The following is a 17,208-nucleotide window of genomic DNA, read 5'->3' as shown; positions in this document are numbered from 1 at the left end:
GACTAGCTCTCCCCGCCCTGCTCACCGGGGCACTGGACCTGGACGTCCAACCGGAAGGACACCTTGTTGCCGTCCCGCGTCTTCTCCACCTTGCCCTGGCGCACGTCCTTGAAGCAGGCGTGGCCCTTGATGGCGTTGGAGAGGGTGTCGATCTGCTTCGACGAGTCCGTCTCGCCCTGCAGGATGACGCGGTCCAGGTCGATTTGAATCCTGTCGAACTTCACCGGCACGTCCGCCGGCACCCGCTGCGTCACCTCCGCCAGCAGGTTGACGGCCGTCAGGCGCGGCAGCGCCGCCGCCGGGCTCTCCACGCCCTTGAGCATGTTGAGCGCGCGGTTGTAGTCCTTCTCACACCGGCCGAGGATGCGCTGGGTGGTGTCGCACAGCACGGCGTCCACCTGCGCCTCGCGCCGCGCCAGCACCGAGTTGCGCACCACGCCGAAGGCGATGAGCAGGAGCAGCAGCGTGGCCGCGAACGAGGCCAGCAGCCCCAGCTTGTCCTTCACGTAGTCGAAGTCACCCTTGAAGGCGAGCTCGCCCCGGCGGAAGTTGAAGCGCGGCGCCTTGGCGCCCGCCGCGTTGCCGCGCAGCGCCAGCGAGTACGCCTGCGCCGCCGCCGGGTGTGCCGCCGCGGGAATCGCCTCCACCGCGTCCGCCGGCAGCGCCAGCACCCGCACCGGGAGGTTCAAGTCCCTCGACAGCTGCTCGGCCAGGCCGGGCATCCGCGCCGTGCCGCCGCACAGCACCACCGCGCCCACCTGCTGGCGCGTGCGGGCCGTGAAGGCCTTGAGGGTGGGGCGCAGCTCGCGCAGCACCGGCTGCAGGCCGCGCACGAAGGCCGCCGCCGCGCGCTCCGCGTCCGGGCCCTTCGCCGCGCTGGCCATGGCCCCGTGCTGCTCCTTCCAGTGGTGCGCCTCCGCCAGCGACGTCTGGAACTCGGTGGCCAGCGCCTTGCTCAAGTCCCTGCCGCCGCCAGCGAACGTGCGCGCGAACTGCACGCCCGTGCCCGGCTTGCCGAAGGACACCGAGGTGCGCTCGTGGCCGATGTCCACCACCGCCACCGCGCCCGCCTCGCCCGTGCCCTCGAAGAGGCCCGGCTGCTGCTGGAGCAGGTTCTGGTACGCCAGCCCGGGGTGCGTGACGATGCGCGGGTCCAGCTTCAGCTCCGCCAGCAGCGCCAGCAGGGACTGCAGCTCCTCCTTGCGCACCACGCCCACCAGCAGCTCGCTGGCCTTCTCCTTGCCCTCCGAGTCCTTCAGTCCCACCACCTGGTAGTCGTAGACCACCTCGGAGAGGTCGAAGGGCAGCTGGCTGCCAATCTCGAAGGGCAGCGCCGCTTCGATGCGCTTGCCGTCGGAGAACGGCAGGCCCAGCGCGTGGGTGATGAGCGACGGGCCGGGCAGGGCGATGACGACCTGGTCCGCGTGCCCTGGCGGCAGCTGGCCGAGCAGCTCCTGCACCGCGGCGCGCAGGGTGTCCGCGCGCTCGCCCTCCTGGGCGCGGCGCACCTCGACGAAGCCCCTGACGCCATGTCCCTTCGTTTTCGACTCCAGCACCACCGCCTTCACGGTGTGGCTGCCGAGGTCGAGGCCAAGAATGCGGGCCATGCTATTCCTCTCTCCAGTACAGGAGCCTGCCCAGCGTGTCGTCCAGCCGGACCACGGCGGTGAGCGTCTTCTGTACGCTGCCCGCCTCTCCCACGGATTTGATGGTGAACGTCTGACTCTTGTCGCCCACGAAGCGGTTGCCCGCCACGTTGGACTTCACTTGTGCGTTGATGGGAACGCCCGCCGCCTCGATGACCGCGACGAAGTCCTGCACGGACATCCCGAAGAAGCTGAACATGCGCGCGGCGCGGATGCGCTCGATGAGCTCGTTGAGGAACACCGGGTCCTGCAGCCGCGGGTCCGGCCGCGTCTGGTCCGCCACCGACATGATGGCCAGCCCCATCATCACCGGGTCGTCCGTGTTGATGTTGGGCCGGCGGTTGATGTCCGGGTACACCGTGAGCCTGTCCCGGAAGGCCGCCATGAACTGGTCGTTCACCCCGTGCACCCGGTACAGCTCGTCCAGGCTGTCGAAGCGCGCGTTCTTCGGCTCGTAGCCCGGCTCGTACCGGCTGTACGGTGAGCCCTCGTCGGAGAAGCCGTTGGGCAGCGGGTTGGCCGGGTCGTTGGGGTTGATGGTCGACCCCGTCTCGTCGTCGTCCGCCCAGTCCTTCAGCGCCAGCAGCACGTCCTGCGGGGTGCTGCGGACCTTGTTGGCGTCGTCGCGCTCCCAGAGGAACTCGAAGCGCTTGTCGTTCATCATGTCCATCATCCGCAGCGCGGTGGGCAGCGCGTCGCCCGCGCCCGCGATGAGGCGGTGGACGTTCAGCTTCTCCTCCTCGTCGCTGATGCTGGCCAGGAAGCAGCCCTCGAAGCCGCCGAAGGAGCGCCGCGTCATCTGCGCCGCCACCTCCTGCTGCGCCGGGTCCTCCTCCTCGTCCATCTTGAAGTTCTCGTCGCCCTCGGCGGGCTCCAGCGGCGACATCTCCCCGCCGCCGCCGCCCTCCTCGCTCTTCACCAGCCCCTTGAGCATGTGGCAGTCCACACGCGCCATCTTGTAGAGCTGGATGTTGAGCGACGACGGCTGGGCCGCGCCTCCCGCGGGGGGCGTGCCGCCGATGCCGAGCTGCGCGAGGATGGACGCCGGGTTGGGGATGGGCGTCTGGTCCACCTGCTTCTGGAAGCGCAAGAGCAGCCGGGACAGGGCAATGCCCGAGCGCGCCATGTAGTACGCGCGCACCTCGTCCCGCTGGTTGGCCGCCAGCTGCAGGTCCACCCGGCTGTTGTAGGCGAAGTCGGTGGCAATCACCGTGAGGATGGCGATGGACACCACCGCGATGATGAGCGCCACGCCGCGCGAGCGCCGCACCCGGCGCGCGGCCGGGCTCTGGGACTTCCGGCGTCGCTGGGACGCACGCATGAAGGAGGGCAGGGGCATCAGTACCTCGGGAGCTCCGTGTTGAGCATGATGCGCGCCTGGGTGCTGTAGCGCGCTTCCTTCCCCGTCTCGTCCACGGCGGTGACGGTGACGCGCACCCGCGTCGGCAGGATGGCCTTGCGCTCCGTGCGCCGCGTGTCCCACTCGCTGTCCCACTCCTTCTTCTCGGAGTTCCAGTACTCGAACTCGATGCCCTTCACGCCCTCGAAGAGGACGTCCGTGGTGCCGCCCCGGTCCATCCGGTCATCCACGTTGGGGTTCACCCGCCGCTTCAGGTCCATCCGGCCGCGCGCCTCGCGGTCGCTGGACGCCTCCACGAAGTACTCCACCACCGCCTGGTCGGACTCCTTCACGTCCGTGTACAGGCGCTGGTGAGAGAACGTGGTGAACAGCAGCTTGTCCTGCTCGCCGATGAAGTTGGTGGGCCGGTCCTGCTGGTCGCGGAAGCGCTTCAGGTCATACCTGTCGCTCACGAACGCGGAGCCAATCTCGCGCGCCATGCGGTTCATGGCCACGCGCACCTGGCGGTAGCGGTCCGCGTCCGTCTCCACCGTCTCCTTCGCCGTCAGGCCCGTCTGGAAGGCCATGGCCACCACCGTGCCCATCAGGGCGGTGATGGCCACCGCCACCATGACCTCCATCAGCGTGAAGCCTCGAGCGCGCCGTGTCACTGGGTGTTCCTCCGGAAGCCGGGGATGCTCGGGAACTTGCCCAGCGGGTTGCCCGGGGGCACCACGCCGCCCGAACCGCCCTGCCGCGGCGGGGTGCCGCCGTTGCGCTGCTGGTTGAACTGGTCCTGCCGCATCAGCGGCGCGCGCGTCGCCGGGTCCAGCATGGTGCCGTTGGGGCCGGGGATGGGGTTGGCGACGATGAGGCCCGTGTTCGGGTTCACCCACTGGCTGGACTGCTCGCCCGGCTGCTGGCCCTGCTGCGCCTGGAACCCGCCGTTGCGGTCCGAGCCCGGCCCCAGCGACACCACGTGCGTCACCAGGTCGATGCTCTCCAGCTGCGTGCCCTCCTGCCAGAAGACGGTGAGGTGCACCTCGCGCACCGTCTGCGTTATCTGCTGCACCATCTGCGTGAACATGGGCTGCGCCATGCCCATGGCCGCGCCGCCCATGCCGCTCATGCCCGCGGGCTGGGGCCCGGAGGACGCGCCGTCCTTGCCGCCCGCCGCCGCGCCGCCGCCGAAGAGGCCCGCCAGGCCGGACATGGGGTCGTCCCCGCCGCCGCCGATGGGCAGGTTGAAGATGGCGCCGATGAGCTGGTCGGGCGACACGCCCTCCGTCTTGGGCGCGATGATGCGCGCGCGCCACTTGAACTGCGGCCAGCCCTCGTCGGAGAAGTCGCCGGACTCCTCGTCGTCGTCCACGGAGAAGCCGTCGTCGTAGAGCGTCTGCTCCAGGTCCGTCATCTTCGAGCGGGCCAGCAGCGACGCCACGGTGAGCCGCTTGGTGTAGACGTGGTTGGACACCGCGCCGGCGTTCAGGTCGAAGATGGCCATCAGCGCCAGCCCGAGGATGGCCAGCGCCACCACCACCTCCAGCAGGGTAAAGCCACGGCTGCGCTTCATCGCGGCACCTCCAGCGCCTCGGCCACCACCTGCACCTTGCCCGTCAGGGGTGACACGTCCAGCGTCCAGACGTTGTCGCCCTGCTGCACGTAGACGTACGCCTTCTCCGTGTAGCCCTGCGGGAAGAAGTAGAGGTACGCCACGCCGTTCTCCACCGGCTCCTTCTGGTGCCGCGTCCACACCGACACCTTCACGTCCGAGGGCAGCTCGCGCGACGGCACCTCCTCCGAGGTGTACGAGGAGAAGCGCGACAGCGCCTCCACGCGCTGCTTCTCTCCCTCCAGGAGCTCCGTCGCCGTGGGCGCGCTGCCGCCGGACACCAGGTAGCTGCGGCGCTCCTCGCCGCTCGGGCCCCGGCTGGCGCGCGCGGCCCGCTCGCGCGCCGTGTTGTCGTCGCGCAGCGTGGTGTCCCTGTCGCGCGACGTCGTCACCGAGCCCTCCGCGCACTCGGCGTGGTAGCGGGTGGCCTCCTCGCTCTTCGGGTCCGGAATCTCGAACACCAGGCGGCACGTCTTGCCGCGCAGCGCCGCCGAGTCGTAGAGCGAGCGGATGAGGCCCGCCAGCTCGCCCGCGGTGCCCTTCGCCTTGGCGCCGGTGATGGAGCCGATGCCCATCACCGCCGCGGAGAAGAGAATCGCCACGATGATGATGGCGATGGAGATCTCGATGAGCGTCAGCCCGCGCTGCTTGCGGTGCGCGGCCCTGCGGGACTGCGTGGCGTGCGTCATGGCTGCCCCCAGGCGGCGAGGGTCCCGCCGCTGCTCAGGTCCGCTGCCACTCCCGTGCCACCCTGCTTGCCGTCCGCCCCGTAGGAGATGACGGCGCCGTTCTTCCCGTCCATCCAGTACACGTACGGGTGGCCCCACGGGTCCACCGGCGGGGCTTCCAGCAGCCGCGCCTGGATGAGCGGGGTGAAGCCCTCTTCCCTCGAAGGGAAGCGGCCCATCAGCCGGTGGTGAGACTTGAAGAGCCCCTCCAGCTTGCGGATCTCCGCGCGGGCGCGGCGCTGCTCCGCCGTCAGCGAGGGGTCGTCCGTCAGCCACACCAGGAAGAAGGCCAGGCCGGTGGCGAGCAGGAAGACGAGGGCCAGGATGAGCCGGCCCACGCGCTGGCGGCGGCTCGTCCCCTCGTCGGAGGGCGTCGGGGATGTGGGGGAGGCGTGCTCGTTCATACCCAAGGCCCTGTGCAACACGCGTCGTGCGCTACTTCTTCACCGGTTGGCGGCGGCGGCGCCGTCCGCGGACGAGATGTCCGCGTCGTTGCCCTCGCCACCCGCCGTGCCGTCCGCGCCGTAGGAGATGATGACGGGCTTGCCGCCCTCGTTGATGTACACGTAGTCGTTGTTCCAGGGGTCCTTCGGCATCTGCTCCAGCGCCTGCGCCTCCACCAGCGCGTTCAGGCCGGAGGCCGTGTCCGGGTACTTCCCCTTCTTCGTGTAGTACAGCTTCATCGCGCCCTGGATGTTCTTGATGTCCAGCGAGGCGCGATCTCTACGGGCCGCCTCCAGCTGCGGAATCACCGCCACGCCCACCGCCGCGGCGATGAGGCCGAGGATGGTGATGACCACCATGATTTCAATCAGGGTCATGCCGCGGTTGCGGCGCTGCTTCCTCTGGCTCCGGTTCTTCTGGCTCATGTCCTGTCCATCCCGGGTGACTTTCTGGCAGCCACCCCGTTGTCTGATTGTCTTCCTGTCAGGGCGCCCGGGCCCCGTCCGCCACACCCGCCTCCGGGCGCGGCTGCTGGGGGCCGTACAGCCGGGCCCCCACCGTCAGCAGCGCCGCCGCCACGGCAATCATCGCCGCCAGGGTGACGCGTTGAACCCAACGGTCCATCGTGTCGTTCATCGTTCCGTCACTCCTCAGCGGATGGCCGAGTTCACCTGCAGAATCGGCATCAGGATGGAGAGCGCGACGAATGCAATCACCGCGCCCATCACCACGATGAGGAGGGGCTCGAGCAGCGAGGTGAGGGCGCCGATGCGGACGTTCACCTGCGTCTCGTAGTTGTCCGCCACGTTGGTGAGCATGTCCTCCAGCTGGCCGGAGCGCTCACCGATGGCGACCATGTGGTACACGAGCGGAGGGAACTCCCCGGAGCGCTTGAGCGGGTTGGCGATGCTCTCGCCCTCGCGGATGGAGTCGCGGGCCTTCTCCACGACGTCCGCCAGCACCGAGTTCGTCATCACCGCCTTGACGATGTCCATGGCCGCCAGCAGCGGGACGCCGCTCTTGAGCAGCGTGGACAGCGTGCGCGCGAAGCGGGAGATGGACAGCAGGCGCACCAGCTGGCCCACCACGGGGGCCTTCAGGGTGATGCGGTCCCACTTGGGCTTGCCCTTGGGGCTCTTCGTCCAGCGCATGAAGAGCCAGCCGCCCAGCACCATCAGCGGCACGACGATGAACCACCAGTTCTGGAAGAAGTTGCTCGTGGCGATGAGGATGCGCGTGCTCAGGGGCAGCGTGGCCTTCATCGTCTCGAAGATCTTCGTCACCTTCGGCACCACGAAGACCATCAGCGCCACGAGGATGCCGCCGCCCACCACCATCATGATGGCGGGGTAGAGCATGGTGCTCAGAATCTTCTGCTGCAGGCGGGCCTGGTTCTCCGTGAAGTCCGCCAGGCGCGTGAGCACTGCGTCCAGCGCGCCGGAGGCCTCGCCCGCGCGCACCATGTTCACGTAGATGCTGGGGAAGATTTTCGGGTGTTGGCCCAGGGCGTCCGCGAGGGTGGAGCCCTCGTTGACGCGCTGCTTGATGTCGGAGAGGGCGCGCTTGAAGCGCTCCTTCTCCACCTGGTCCACCAGCGCGCTGAGCGACTCCACCAGGGTGACGCCGGCGTGCAGCAGCGTGGACAGCTGGCGGGTGAAGATGGCCACGTCGTCCGTGTTGACGCGGCCCCGGCCCAGCTTGCGCAGGTCGATGTCGCGCGCCACGAGCGACGCGTTGGCGCCCTTGGACACCGCGGCCCGGCTGCCCTCCGCCTGCGCCAGCACGTCCGTGAGGAAGATGCCGTCGGCGCGCAGCTTGGAGCGCAGCGTCTTGGGGGAGTCCGCCTCGAGCAGGCCCTTGATGGACTTGCCCGAGGAATTGAGACCTCTGTACTCGAAGACCGGCATGGCTCAGACCCCGGCCCCTCCCAGGGAGGAGCTGTCGGTTACATGTCCTCCTGGGTGATGCTCAGCACTTCGGCGATGGTCGTCTCGCCCAGGGCAATCTTGCGGGCGCCGTCGTCCAGCAGCGTCGTCATGCCCTTGCTGGTGGCGGAGCGCTTGATGGTGGACGCGTCCACGTTCTTCAGCACCAGCTGGCGCACGTCGTCATCCACCGGGAGGAACTCGTAGATGCCCGAGCGGCCCCGGTAGCCATTGCGGTTGCACGACGGGCAGCCGGAGGCCTTGAAGATGTGGTCCGTCCCGTAGCGCGCCTTGAAGGACGCGACGGTGTGGCCCAGCTCCTTCAGCTCCGCGTCCGTGGGCTGGTAGGGCACGCGGCAGTCCGGGCACACCCGGCGCACGAGGCGCTGGGCGAGGATGCCCGTCAGCGACGACGCCACGAGGAAGGGCTCCACGCCCATGTCCACCAGTCGCGTCACCGCGCCGGCCGCGTCGTTGGTGTGCACCGTGGACAGCACCAGGTGGCCCGTCAGCGACGCCTGGATGGCAATCTCCGCCGTCTCCTTGTCGCGGATTTCGCCGACCATGATGACGTCCGGGTCCTGGCGGAGGAACGAGCGCAGCCCCTGCGCGAAGGTGAGGCCAATCTTCGGGTTGATGGCCATCTGGCCAATGCCCTTGAGCTGGTACTCGACCGGGTCCTCGACGGTGAGGATGTTCAGGTCCGGCGTGTTGATCTTCGACAGGGCGCCGTACAGCGTCGTCGTCTTGCCGGAGCCGGTGGGGCCCGTCACCAGGACGATGCCGTGCGAGCGCTTGATGACGGCCTCCATCGCGTGGAGCACCGGCTGGCTCATGCCGATTTCCGCCAGGTCCAGCAGCGTCGCCGTCTTGTCGAGCAGACGCATGACGATGCGCTCGCCGTGCGACGTGGGGATGGTGGACAGACGGATGTCGATGTCGCGGCCGGCCAGCTTGATGCGGATGCGGCCGTCCTGCGGCAGGCGCTTCTCCGCGATGTTGAGCTGCCCCATCACCTTCACGCGGCTCACAATCGCGTTCTGGTAGCGCTTGGGCGGCTTGATGACCTCCTGCAGCACACCGTCCACGCGGAAGCGCACCAGCAGCTCGCGCTCCATGGGCTCGATGTGGATGTCGCTCGCGCGCTCCTTGGCGGCGCGGAACAGCACGGAGTTCACCAGCCGGATGACGGGCGCCTCGTCATCCTCGTCCAGCAGGTCCTTGGGCTCCTCCAGCTCATGGGCGATGGAGTCGAGGTCCGTCGTCTCCATCTCGTCCACCAGCTGCTCCGTCTCGTTGACGGAGCGGTCATAGACGCTGTTGATGGCGTCCATGATGGTGGACTTCAGCGCGATGCGCTGGCTGATGCTCTGCCCCAGCAGCAGGCGGATGTGGTCCAGCGCGGACGTGTCCAGCGGGTCGCCCACCGCCAGCGCCACGGTGTCACCCTCCATGGACAGCGGGAGGATGTGGGCCTGCTTGGCGAAGTTGATGGGGATGCGCTTGACCAGCTCCGCGTCCACTTCCTCGGTGAAGATGCGCGCCAGGTAGGGCAGGTCCAGCTGGTGCCCCAGGGCCTTGGCCACGTCCTCCTCGGACACCGCCTTGATACCCACCAGCACCTCGCCGATGCGCTGGCCCTTCTCCGCCTGGAGGGCGAGCGCCTCCTGGAGCTTCTCCTCGGTGAGGGAAGGGACGAGCGCGCGGAGGATCTCCCCCAGCGGCCGGCCGCAGAGGAAGGCCTGGCCGTGGGCGACGAGCTGGGTGGCGTCGTTGCGCGCGGGAGCCGCGCCAGCGGCGGCGGCGGAGAGGGTGGGGTCGGCGGTCACGTTCATGGGCTCTGGTCCCCCGTGTCCGGCTGGATGCGCAGGCCGCCCGTGGACGCGTCATCGGGAGCGGGAGCGCTCTCGGGGACGGGGGCATCGGGCGGCTGCGGGGCCGGTGCGGTGGGCACTGAGTCCTCCGAACCGCCCGGAGGCGGCGCGACTTCCCGCACCGGCGGCTCGCTCACGGAAGACTCGGGCGCGGGCGCCTGCGGGGCGGTGCCCGGCGCGGGCGCCGGGGGCCGCGTCTGCCGGCCGTTGGTGGGGCTGGCGGGCGTGGGGCCGATGACGCGCTCGCCCGGCATGCCGGCGCCGCCATTCTCGGCGCGCTGCCGCTCCTTGATGACGGCCTGGTTCATGCGCGACAGGGGGCCGGGCTTGCGGGTGAAGTCCACCGCCACGTCGTAGCCGGGCACCTGGCCGTAGAACTGCTCCACGAACTGCTGCCGCTCCTTCATCTTCCGCTCGAAGATGATGCGGAAGTCCTCCGGCCCCCGGATGATGTAGGGCGTCAGGAACAGCAGCAGGTTCGTCTTCGTCTTGCGGCGGGACGTCTCGCGGAAGAGGTGGCCCAGGATGGGGATGTCACCCAGGATGGGCACCTTGGACACGGATTCGATGGTGCGGTCCTGCATGATGCCGCCCAGCACCACCGTCTCCTGGTCCTTGGCGATGACCGTCGTCTTCGCGCTGCGCTTGCTGGTGGTGGGGCCGAGCACCGCGTCGTTGGAGGCAATCTCCTCCGTCTGCTCGGAGATGACCATGCGGATGTAGTCGCTCTCGTTGATCTGCGGCTTGACGGTGAGCTTCAGCTCCACGTTCTGGCGCTGGATGGGCGCGTACAGCGAGCCCAGGCCGCCCAGGCCGCCGAGGATGGAGTTGATGCCGCCCTGCTGGCCGGCGACGCCGCCCACCGAGGAGCCCAGCGACGAGGGGTTGAAGCCGGACTGGAAGGGAACGTTCTGTCCCACCGTGATTTCCGCCTCCTCGTTGTCGCTGGTGAGGATGTGCGGGGTGGAGAGCACGTTGACGTCCGAGCTCTGCTGCATGGCGTGCAGGACGACGCCGAAGGCGGGGATGTCCAGGCCCAGCTTCTCCAGCGCGGGGATGACGGGGCCCTGGAGGCCGGCGAGGAAGCCGCCGAACTGCGCCAGGCTGCCCAGGCTGAGCGAGGGCGGCAGGCCCTGGCCGCCGGTGTTGTTGGTGCCGATGATGCCCGGCACGTCACCCTCGCTCGTCTTCAGGCTGAAGCCGCTGTGGAGGTCGACGCCGAACTCGCGGTTGCGGTCCAGGTTCACCTCCATGATGACGGCCTCCACGAACACCTGGCGGCGCGGCATGTCCAGCTGCTGGATGATCTGGACGATGTTCTTGTAGTCGGCCGCGCTGGCGACGATGACCAGCGAGTTGGTGCCCTTGTCGGCGGAGATCTTCACCTCGCCGCTGAACAGCTCCGCGGCCTGGGTGCTGCCCGCGGGGCCGCGCGGGATTCCCGGCGGGGCCTGCGGCGACGGCGTGCGCGGGCGGTTCGCGGTGCCCTGGGCCAGCGACTGGAGCGTGCTGGCCAGCTCCTCCGCGTTGGCGTTCTCCAGGGGGTAGACGTTGATGCGGCCGCCGCTGCTGGTGGGGATGTCCAGCTGCCCGACAATCTCCTGGATGCGGTCGAAGGCGGCGGGGCTGGCGACGATGATGAGCTTGTTGGTGCGCTCGTCCGGGATGATCTGCGACAGCGTCACCGCGCCGCCGGAGCCCTCCTGGCCCGCGCCCTGCGCGGCCTGGGCGGCGGCGACCTCACCGGGCGAGGCGCCCGGGGACACGTTGCCCGGGTTGAAGCCGCCGGGGCGCTGGCCGGGGCGGGCGCCCTTGGCCTCGAAGAGGCGCTGCACCGTGGTGGCGATGTCCTGCGCGGCGGCGTACTGCACCTGGATGACGCGCAGCTCGTCGCTGGCGGCGCGGCTGTCGAGCTGGTCGATGATGCGCTCGAGCCGGTGGATGTTGGAGCCCACGTCGTTGACGATGATGGTGTCCGGCGGGTACGGAATCGTGTCGCCGTCCTTGGACACGAGCTGCTGGAGCACGCCGCGCAGCGGCTCCACCTCCACGTTCTTGATGCGGAACAGCTTGGTCACCATCTGCTCGTTGGTGGTGTACGGCTGCCCCTCCTCGATGATGGTGGGGATGGGGTTCTGCTTCGCCGAGCGCTTGTCGACAATCTTCAGGAAGCGGCCGTGCTGGTAGACGGACAGGCCGTTGGCGTCGAGCGAGGCGAGGAAGGCGGAGTAGAAGGCGTCCGCGTTGACCTCCACGCGGCCGTTCTCCGGGCCGATGATGGAGATCTTCCCGCGCACGTTCTCCGGGAGGATGAAGGTACGGCAGGTGGCATCGGCCACCGTCTGGACCAGCTTTTCGATCTCCACCTTGTCGAAGTAGATGCCGTAGCGCGCATTGCGCCGGGCCTCTTCGCACGTGGGCGTGCGGCGGGGTCCTTGATTGGCCTCCTCCCCGCCCTCGGCCTGCGGGGTGATGGTCCGCTCACTCTGCGCGGCGGGCGTGGTGGGCGCGGTGGTGCCAGGCGGCGGGGGACGGCGCTGGGCCTGCGCGGGGACGGCGAGCGCAAGGCACAGGCAGAGCATCCAGGACGGGAGCGTCTTCATGGAGGAGCGGGCGCGGCGGGGGTGTTTAACGGACGTTGTACGACTTGCGGATCGGCGCTCCGTTGCGCTCGATCTCAATCTCGATACGGGATGCGTCCTTCATCTTCGAGTAGACCTCGAGGGCCTTCTCCGGGCTGTTGAGGTCGAACCCGTTGATGCGGCGGATGACGTCTCCGTTCTGGACGCCAATCTTGGAGTAGATGGAGTCGGGGCGGATGGAGAAGAGCTTGAAGCCCACCGCCTGACCGTCCTTGAACGCGGGGACGATGCGGGCCTGCATGGCCACGTCGTTCAGGTTGTTGAGCGTCTTGTCGATTTCCGCGCGCGGGACTTCGTACTCGTTGTCGGTGACGGCGCGGATGCCGCTGGTGTTGCCGGGCGGCGGCGGGGCGGTGTTGGCCTGCGCCACCGCGGGCGGCGGCGTGAAGGCGCCATCCCCCGGCTGCCCGTCGATGAACTCACGGCGGCCGTTGTTGACGATGATGACGCGCTCGCGCTCGATTTCCTCCACGGTGGCGCCCTGCAGGGCATTGCCCACCATGTACGTCTGCGAGCGCTGCGTCACCATGTCCTGGATGGACGCGAAGGACCACTCGGCGTTGCCCGCCACCAGGGTGCCCAGCAGCTTCACCCGCAGGCCGCTCTTCACCGGCGGCGCGTTGGGGTCCATCGCCGGCGTCTCCGGCTCCCGCACCGCCACCTCGGGCTCGGGAATCTTGATGCCCGTCAGCTTCGACAGCCGGACCATGTCCAGGCTGGCCAGCTGCGTCTCCGCCCGGCGCGGCTGCGAGGGCGCGCGCGAGGCCGACCCCGCGGGAACCGAGGAGATGGCGGACTCGACGAACAGGTTCACCGTGCGCGCCGCCAGCAGCGCGACGAGCAGGATGAACACCAGGTTCACGGTCCAGAAGTATTTTCGAAAGAAGAGTTCCATCACGCTTCCGGTGGAAGGCCAGGCCGGGGTTGAGCAAGTCAGGTGCCACCGCGAGCCAGGCGGACAATCCAGGCCCAAATGGCCAAGCTCGCGTAATTATTCCGGAATGAGCGGACCCCCCGGCCCGGGAAACCGCCCCTGGAGCCCCGCCGGACAAATTGTCAAAAGGGGGCAGGGGGCCGTGTGACGCCCTGTCAGTCGTCCGTGTCGCCGGTGGGGGTGGCGCCGGCCGGGGCTTCGCCGGTGGACTGCTCGCGCTCCAGCTTGCGGTAGATGGTGCGCGCGGCGATTCCCAGCAGGCGGGCCGCCAGCGTCTTGTCGCCCCGGGTGTGGCGGAGCGTCTCGTGGATCACCCGGCGCTCGATTTCCTCCATGGGCGTGCCGATGGGAATGACGAGCTGTCCGGCCGAGCCCAGTGGGCCCTTGCGCACCGACTCGGGCAGGTCGCTGGCGTCGAGCACCTCGCCCCGGGCCAGCACCACCGCGCGCTCCACGGCGTGCTCCAGCTCGCGCACGTTGCCGGGCCAGGCGTAGTTCTCCAGCACGCCCAGCGCCTCCTGGGAGAAGCCGCGCAGCACCTTGGCATTCTTGGCGGCGAAGCGGCGCAGGAAGGCGTCCGCCAGCAGGGGAATGTCCTCGCGGCGCGAGGCCAGCGCGGGCACGCGAATCTCCACCACGTTGAGGCGGTAGTAGAGGTCCTCGCGAAAGCGCCCCTCGGCCACCTCCTTCTGGAGGTCCTTGTTGGTGGCGGCGACCAGCCGCACGTCCACCTTCACCGTCTGCGTGCCGCCCAGCCGCTCGATTTCCCCCTCGGCCAGCGCGCGCAGGAGCTTCACCTGCGCGGACAGCGGCATCTCGCCGACTTCATCCAGGAAGAGGGTGCCGCCGCTGGCGCGCTCGAAGCGGCCCTCGCGGCGGGCCACCGCGCCGGTGAAGGCGCCGCGCTCCACGCCGAACAGCTCCGCCTCCAGGATGTTCTCCGGCAGGGCGCCGCAGTTGACGGCGACGAAGGGCCCCTTGGCGCGGTTGGAGTACTCGTGCACCGAGCGCGCGGCCAGCTCCTTGCCCGTGCCGGACTCGCCCAGCAGCAGCACGGTGGCGGTGGAGGGGGCCGCCTGGCGGATGGTGTCCAGCATGGCGCGGAAGGCGGGGGACTGGCCCACCATGGCGCGCCCGCCCGCCGCGCTCATCTCCGCCAGCTTCGCCTTGAGGGACTGGTTCTCCGCCACCAGCGAGCGCTTCTCCAGCGCCTTCTGGACGGCCTTCACCAGCGAGTGGCGCTTGAGGGGCTTGGTGATGAAGTCGTAGGCGCCGTCCTTCATCGCCGCCACGGCCGTCTCCACCGTGCCGTAGGCGGTCATCAGCACCACCTCCACGTCCGGGCGGATGGCGCGCGCGGCGCGCAGCAGCTCCTGCCCGTCCATGTTGGGCATCATCAAATCCGTCACCATGACGGCCACCTCGGGCCGGCGCAGCAGCTCCAGCGCCTCGGTGCCGTTGCCGGCCGACAGCGTGGCCATGCTCTCGCGCTGGAAGATGCGGGTGACCGAGTCGAGGTTGGCGCGGTCGTCGTCGACGACGAGGACGGTGGGGGATGTCATGGCGTGCGAAAGCTCCTCAAGGCGGCCGCGCACCTGCAAGCCGCGTTCCCTACGTCGTCTCCTCGTCCGCCTCCACGGGCCCGCCGCCCATCCTTCCAATGTCCTCGCGCTTCACCTTCTCCACGTTGAAGGCGCGGGCGCTGGCCAGCATCCGGTCCACGGTGGCGTCGAAGTCGGGCTTGCCGCCATTCTTGCGGAAGCGCAGGAAGTTGATGCGGGCGACGACGAAGTTCTTGAGGTAGGGGCTCTGGAGGCCGCGCTCCTTGAGGGTGTTGACGACGGCCACCACGGCGTCGTCCAGCTCCAGCAGCCGGTCCGCGCGGGCCTCGCGCAGGGGGAGGGCGTCCGCCAGGGGCACCTCGAGGAAGTCCTCCACCACCTTGACGAAGGGGTGGTAGGCGCCCGCGGAGAAGCGGGGGCGCTTCTCGTACGCGGCGCCCAGGGTGATGAAGGATGGCTCCTCGAAGAGGTGGGCGAAGGCCGTCTCCTTCCCCTGCCGGTCCGCGCCGACGAGGCCCCGGTACATGCGGACCACCTCCAGCGAGCGCTCCTTGAGGTTGTGGGCCTTCTCCGTGTTGAGGGCGAGGATTTGATAGGCCACGTCCTCCTCCGGCAGCACCAGGGCGACGATGGACTTCGCCCCCAGGAGCTTGCTGGCATTGAGGCGGTGGTTGCCGTTGGGCGTCCAGTAGCGGCCGTCCTTGCGCACGGCGATGACGGGGTCCAGGTAGCGGTCCAGCCGTTCCATGGCGCCCGCCAGCCGCTTCACGTGGGGCTCGGACAGGTCCCGCTGGTACGGGGTGGGCTCCACCTTGTCGATGGGGAGCACGGCGAAGACCACCGGGTGGCCGCCGAGCGGCTCGCGGTAGACGCCGAGCACCTCGCCCCCGTCCTCGCGCACGCCCTCCAGCAGCTCGGTGGGGTACTCCACCGAGTCGCTGGCCACCTCCGCCGGCGACAGGCCCTTGGACTTCGGTTCCGCCTTCTTGCGGCGCGGCTTGCGGGCCGTCGTCGGCTTCTTCGCGGCGGCTGTCTTGCGTGCGGACTTCGCTGCCATGGGGCGAGCCCTCCTGCGGGTTGCTCGGGTTGTACGCGCCGGCCCTGACACCGCCGGCGCGTAGGTCCACGGTAGGGTGACGCGGAGGGTAGGGCTACTCGCCCGAGACGGTGAGCTGCCGGAAGCGGACAGTGGGCGCCCCCACCGAGCCCCCGCGGAACTGCAAATCATTCCCGAGGCCGTCCAGGTCCTGGAGCATGCCCAGGAGGTTGCCGGCCACCGTCACCTCCTGGACGGGGTAGGCCAGCTCGCCCTTCTCGATCCAGATGCCGTTGGCCCCGGAGGACAGCGCGCCCGTCACCGGGTCGGCGCCATGGCCGAGCAGCGACGTGACGTACAGGCCGCTGTCCACCTCGCCAATCAGCTGCTGGGGCGTCTTCGTGCCCGGCTCCAGGTACAGGTTGGTGGTGCCGATGGAGGGCAGGGCGCTGTAGCCGCGCGTGGCGTTGCCGGTGGTGCGCGCCTTGGCCTTGCGGGCGGTGAAGGCGTCATAGAGGAAGCCGGACAGCACGCCCTTGTCCAGGATGGGGGTGCGCCGCGTGGGCACGCCCTCGCCGTCGAAGGGGGCGGTGGCGAGGCCGCGCTCCAGCAGGCCGTCGTCCACCAGCGTCACGTGCGCGCCCGCCAGCCGCTTGCCCTGGTGCGGGGCCAGCACGCTGGCCTTCTGGTACACGGCGTTGCCCTTGGCGGCGGCGGCGACGTTCGTCACGAAGGACGACGCCACCAGCGGGTCGAAGATCACCGGCACCTGCTGCGTCTTCACGCGCTTCGCACCCAGCATTCGCGCCGCGCGGCGCGCCGCCTCGCGGCCGATGGACTCCGGCGACTCCAGGTCGTCCAGGAAGCGCTTGTAGTCCAGCCAGTAGCCCATCTGGAGGTTGGCGCCGTCGGACGCCACCGGCATGGCGTAGAGGTACACGTACGTGCCGGAGTAGCCGCCGGACAGCCCCTCCGTGGAGGCCACGTACACCTCGGAGACGAAGTCCCCGGCGCCCACGCCGTTGAAGGCGATGATGCGCGACTCCTCCGCCCGGGCCGCGCGCTCCACCTCCAGCGCGGCCTTTATCTTCCAGTCCCCGGGCAGCTCCGCCACCTTCGGGTCGAAGAGCACGCCCGGGTCCGCGAAGCGGCCCAGGTCCTTGCCGCCGGGCAGGCCGTTGAGCTTGTCGGGCGCGGCGGCCCCGGCCAGCTTCAGCGCCATGTCCACGAGGTTGTCGATGCCGGAGGGCTCGAAGTCCGACGAGTAGGCGAAGCCCAGCCGGTCCTTGAGCACCACGCGCAGGCCCACGCCCTTGCTGGTGGACTGGGTGAGGTCCTCAATCTGCCCCTTCTGCACGCGCACGTTGCTCTGGCGGCCCACCTCCAGGAAGGCCTCCGCCTGACGGGCGCCCTTCTTCTTCGCGCGCTGGACGATCTTCTTCGCGAGCTGCTGGTAGTCCACGGGG

At 69.4% G+C, this 17,208-nt stretch carries 15 protein-coding genes; all 15 read right to left on the bottom strand.

Annotated features, from left to right (window positions below):
• Positions 1-2: 2 nt before the first annotated feature.
• The 15 genes from pilM to LXT23_RS28900 all read right to left on the bottom strand — a co-directional run bounded on the left by pilM (position 3) and on the right by LXT23_RS28900 (position 17,204).
• Positions 3-1,607 (bottom strand): pilus assembly protein PilM, encoded by a 1,605-nt coding sequence (gene pilM, locus LXT23_RS28970; RefSeq protein WP_253983560.1) that lies wholly within the window; start codon positions 1,605-1,607, stop codon positions 3-5.
• Position 1,608: 1 nt separating this feature from the next.
• A complete protein-coding gene (locus LXT23_RS28965; RefSeq protein WP_253983559.1) occupies positions 1,609-2,985 on the bottom strand; it encodes a type II secretion system minor pseudopilin in 1,377 nt (458 codons plus the stop codon).
• The gene (locus LXT23_RS28960; protein WP_253983558.1) at positions 2,985-3,656 is read right to left on the bottom strand and encodes a type II secretion system protein GspJ; all 672 of its coding nucleotides are present in this window, start codon (positions 3,654-3,656) and stop codon (positions 2,985-2,987) included. Before LXT23_RS28960 ends, LXT23_RS28965 begins: the two co-directional genes overlap by 1 nt.
• Positions 3,653-4,558: a type IV pilus modification PilV family protein gene (locus LXT23_RS28955; protein WP_253983557.1), complete on the bottom strand. Its 906-nt coding sequence runs from the start codon at positions 4,556-4,558 to the stop codon at positions 3,653-3,655. Before LXT23_RS28955 ends, LXT23_RS28960 begins: the two co-directional genes overlap by 4 nt.
• Complete coding sequence (locus tag LXT23_RS28950) at positions 4,555-5,286, bottom strand: prepilin-type N-terminal cleavage/methylation domain-containing protein (protein WP_253983556.1); 732 nt, start codon at positions 5,284-5,286, stop codon at positions 4,555-4,557. The genes LXT23_RS28955 and LXT23_RS28950 overlap by 4 nt, the downstream gene beginning before the upstream one ends.
• Complete coding sequence (locus LXT23_RS28945; RefSeq protein ID WP_253983555.1) at positions 5,283-5,729, bottom strand: type II secretion system protein GspG; 447 nt, start codon at positions 5,727-5,729, stop codon at positions 5,283-5,285. The genes LXT23_RS28950 and LXT23_RS28945 overlap by 4 nt, the downstream gene beginning before the upstream one ends.
• Positions 5,730-5,768: 39 nt before the next feature.
• Positions 5,769-6,194, bottom strand: a complete 426-nt coding sequence (gene gspG / locus LXT23_RS28940) for a type II secretion system major pseudopilin GspG (RefSeq protein ID WP_253983554.1) — start codon at positions 6,192-6,194, stop codon at positions 5,769-5,771.
• A gap of 58 nt (positions 6,195-6,252) precedes the next feature.
• Positions 6,253-6,405, bottom strand: coding sequence for a hypothetical protein (locus LXT23_RS28935; protein WP_253983553.1), 153 nt, complete (start codon positions 6,403-6,405; stop codon positions 6,253-6,255).
• 14 nt (positions 6,406-6,419) lie between these two features.
• Positions 6,420-7,676 (bottom strand): type II secretion system inner membrane protein GspF, encoded by a 1,257-nt coding sequence (gene gspF / locus LXT23_RS28930; RefSeq protein ID WP_253983552.1) that lies wholly within the window; start codon positions 7,674-7,676, stop codon positions 6,420-6,422.
• Between the two features lie 38 nt (positions 7,677-7,714).
• Complete coding sequence (gspE, locus tag LXT23_RS28925) at positions 7,715-9,529, bottom strand: type II secretion system ATPase GspE (protein ID WP_253983551.1); 1,815 nt, start codon at positions 9,527-9,529, stop codon at positions 7,715-7,717.
• The gene (gene gspD / locus LXT23_RS28920; RefSeq protein WP_253983550.1) at positions 9,526-12,171 is read right to left on the bottom strand and encodes a type II secretion system secretin GspD; all 2,646 of its coding nucleotides are present in this window, start codon (positions 12,169-12,171) and stop codon (positions 9,526-9,528) included. Before gspD ends, gspE begins: the two co-directional genes overlap by 4 nt.
• Positions 12,172-12,196: 25 nt before the next feature.
• Positions 12,197-13,105 (bottom strand): type II secretion system protein GspC, encoded by a 909-nt coding sequence (gene gspC, locus LXT23_RS28915; RefSeq protein ID WP_253983549.1) that lies wholly within the window; start codon positions 13,103-13,105, stop codon positions 12,197-12,199.
• Between the two features lie 194 nt (positions 13,106-13,299).
• Positions 13,300-14,706 (bottom strand): sigma-54-dependent transcriptional regulator, encoded by a 1,407-nt coding sequence (locus LXT23_RS28910; protein WP_253983548.1) that lies wholly within the window; start codon positions 14,704-14,706, stop codon positions 13,300-13,302.
• 49 nt (positions 14,707-14,755) lie between these two features.
• Complete coding sequence (locus tag LXT23_RS28905) at positions 14,756-15,763, bottom strand: ParB N-terminal domain-containing protein (protein ID WP_253983547.1); 1,008 nt, start codon at positions 15,761-15,763, stop codon at positions 14,756-14,758.
• 94 nt (positions 15,764-15,857) lie between these two features.
• Positions 15,858-17,204, bottom strand: a complete 1,347-nt coding sequence (locus LXT23_RS28900; protein WP_323379091.1) for a TldD/PmbA family protein — start codon at positions 17,202-17,204, stop codon at positions 15,858-15,860.
• Positions 17,205-17,208: the final 4 nt, after the last annotated feature.

The organism is Pyxidicoccus xibeiensis (assembly GCF_024198175.1).
Lineage (GTDB): Bacteria > Myxococcota > Myxococcia > Myxococcales > Myxococcaceae > Myxococcus > Myxococcus xibeiensis.
This window is presented reverse-complemented; position numbering and strand designations above follow the sequence as displayed.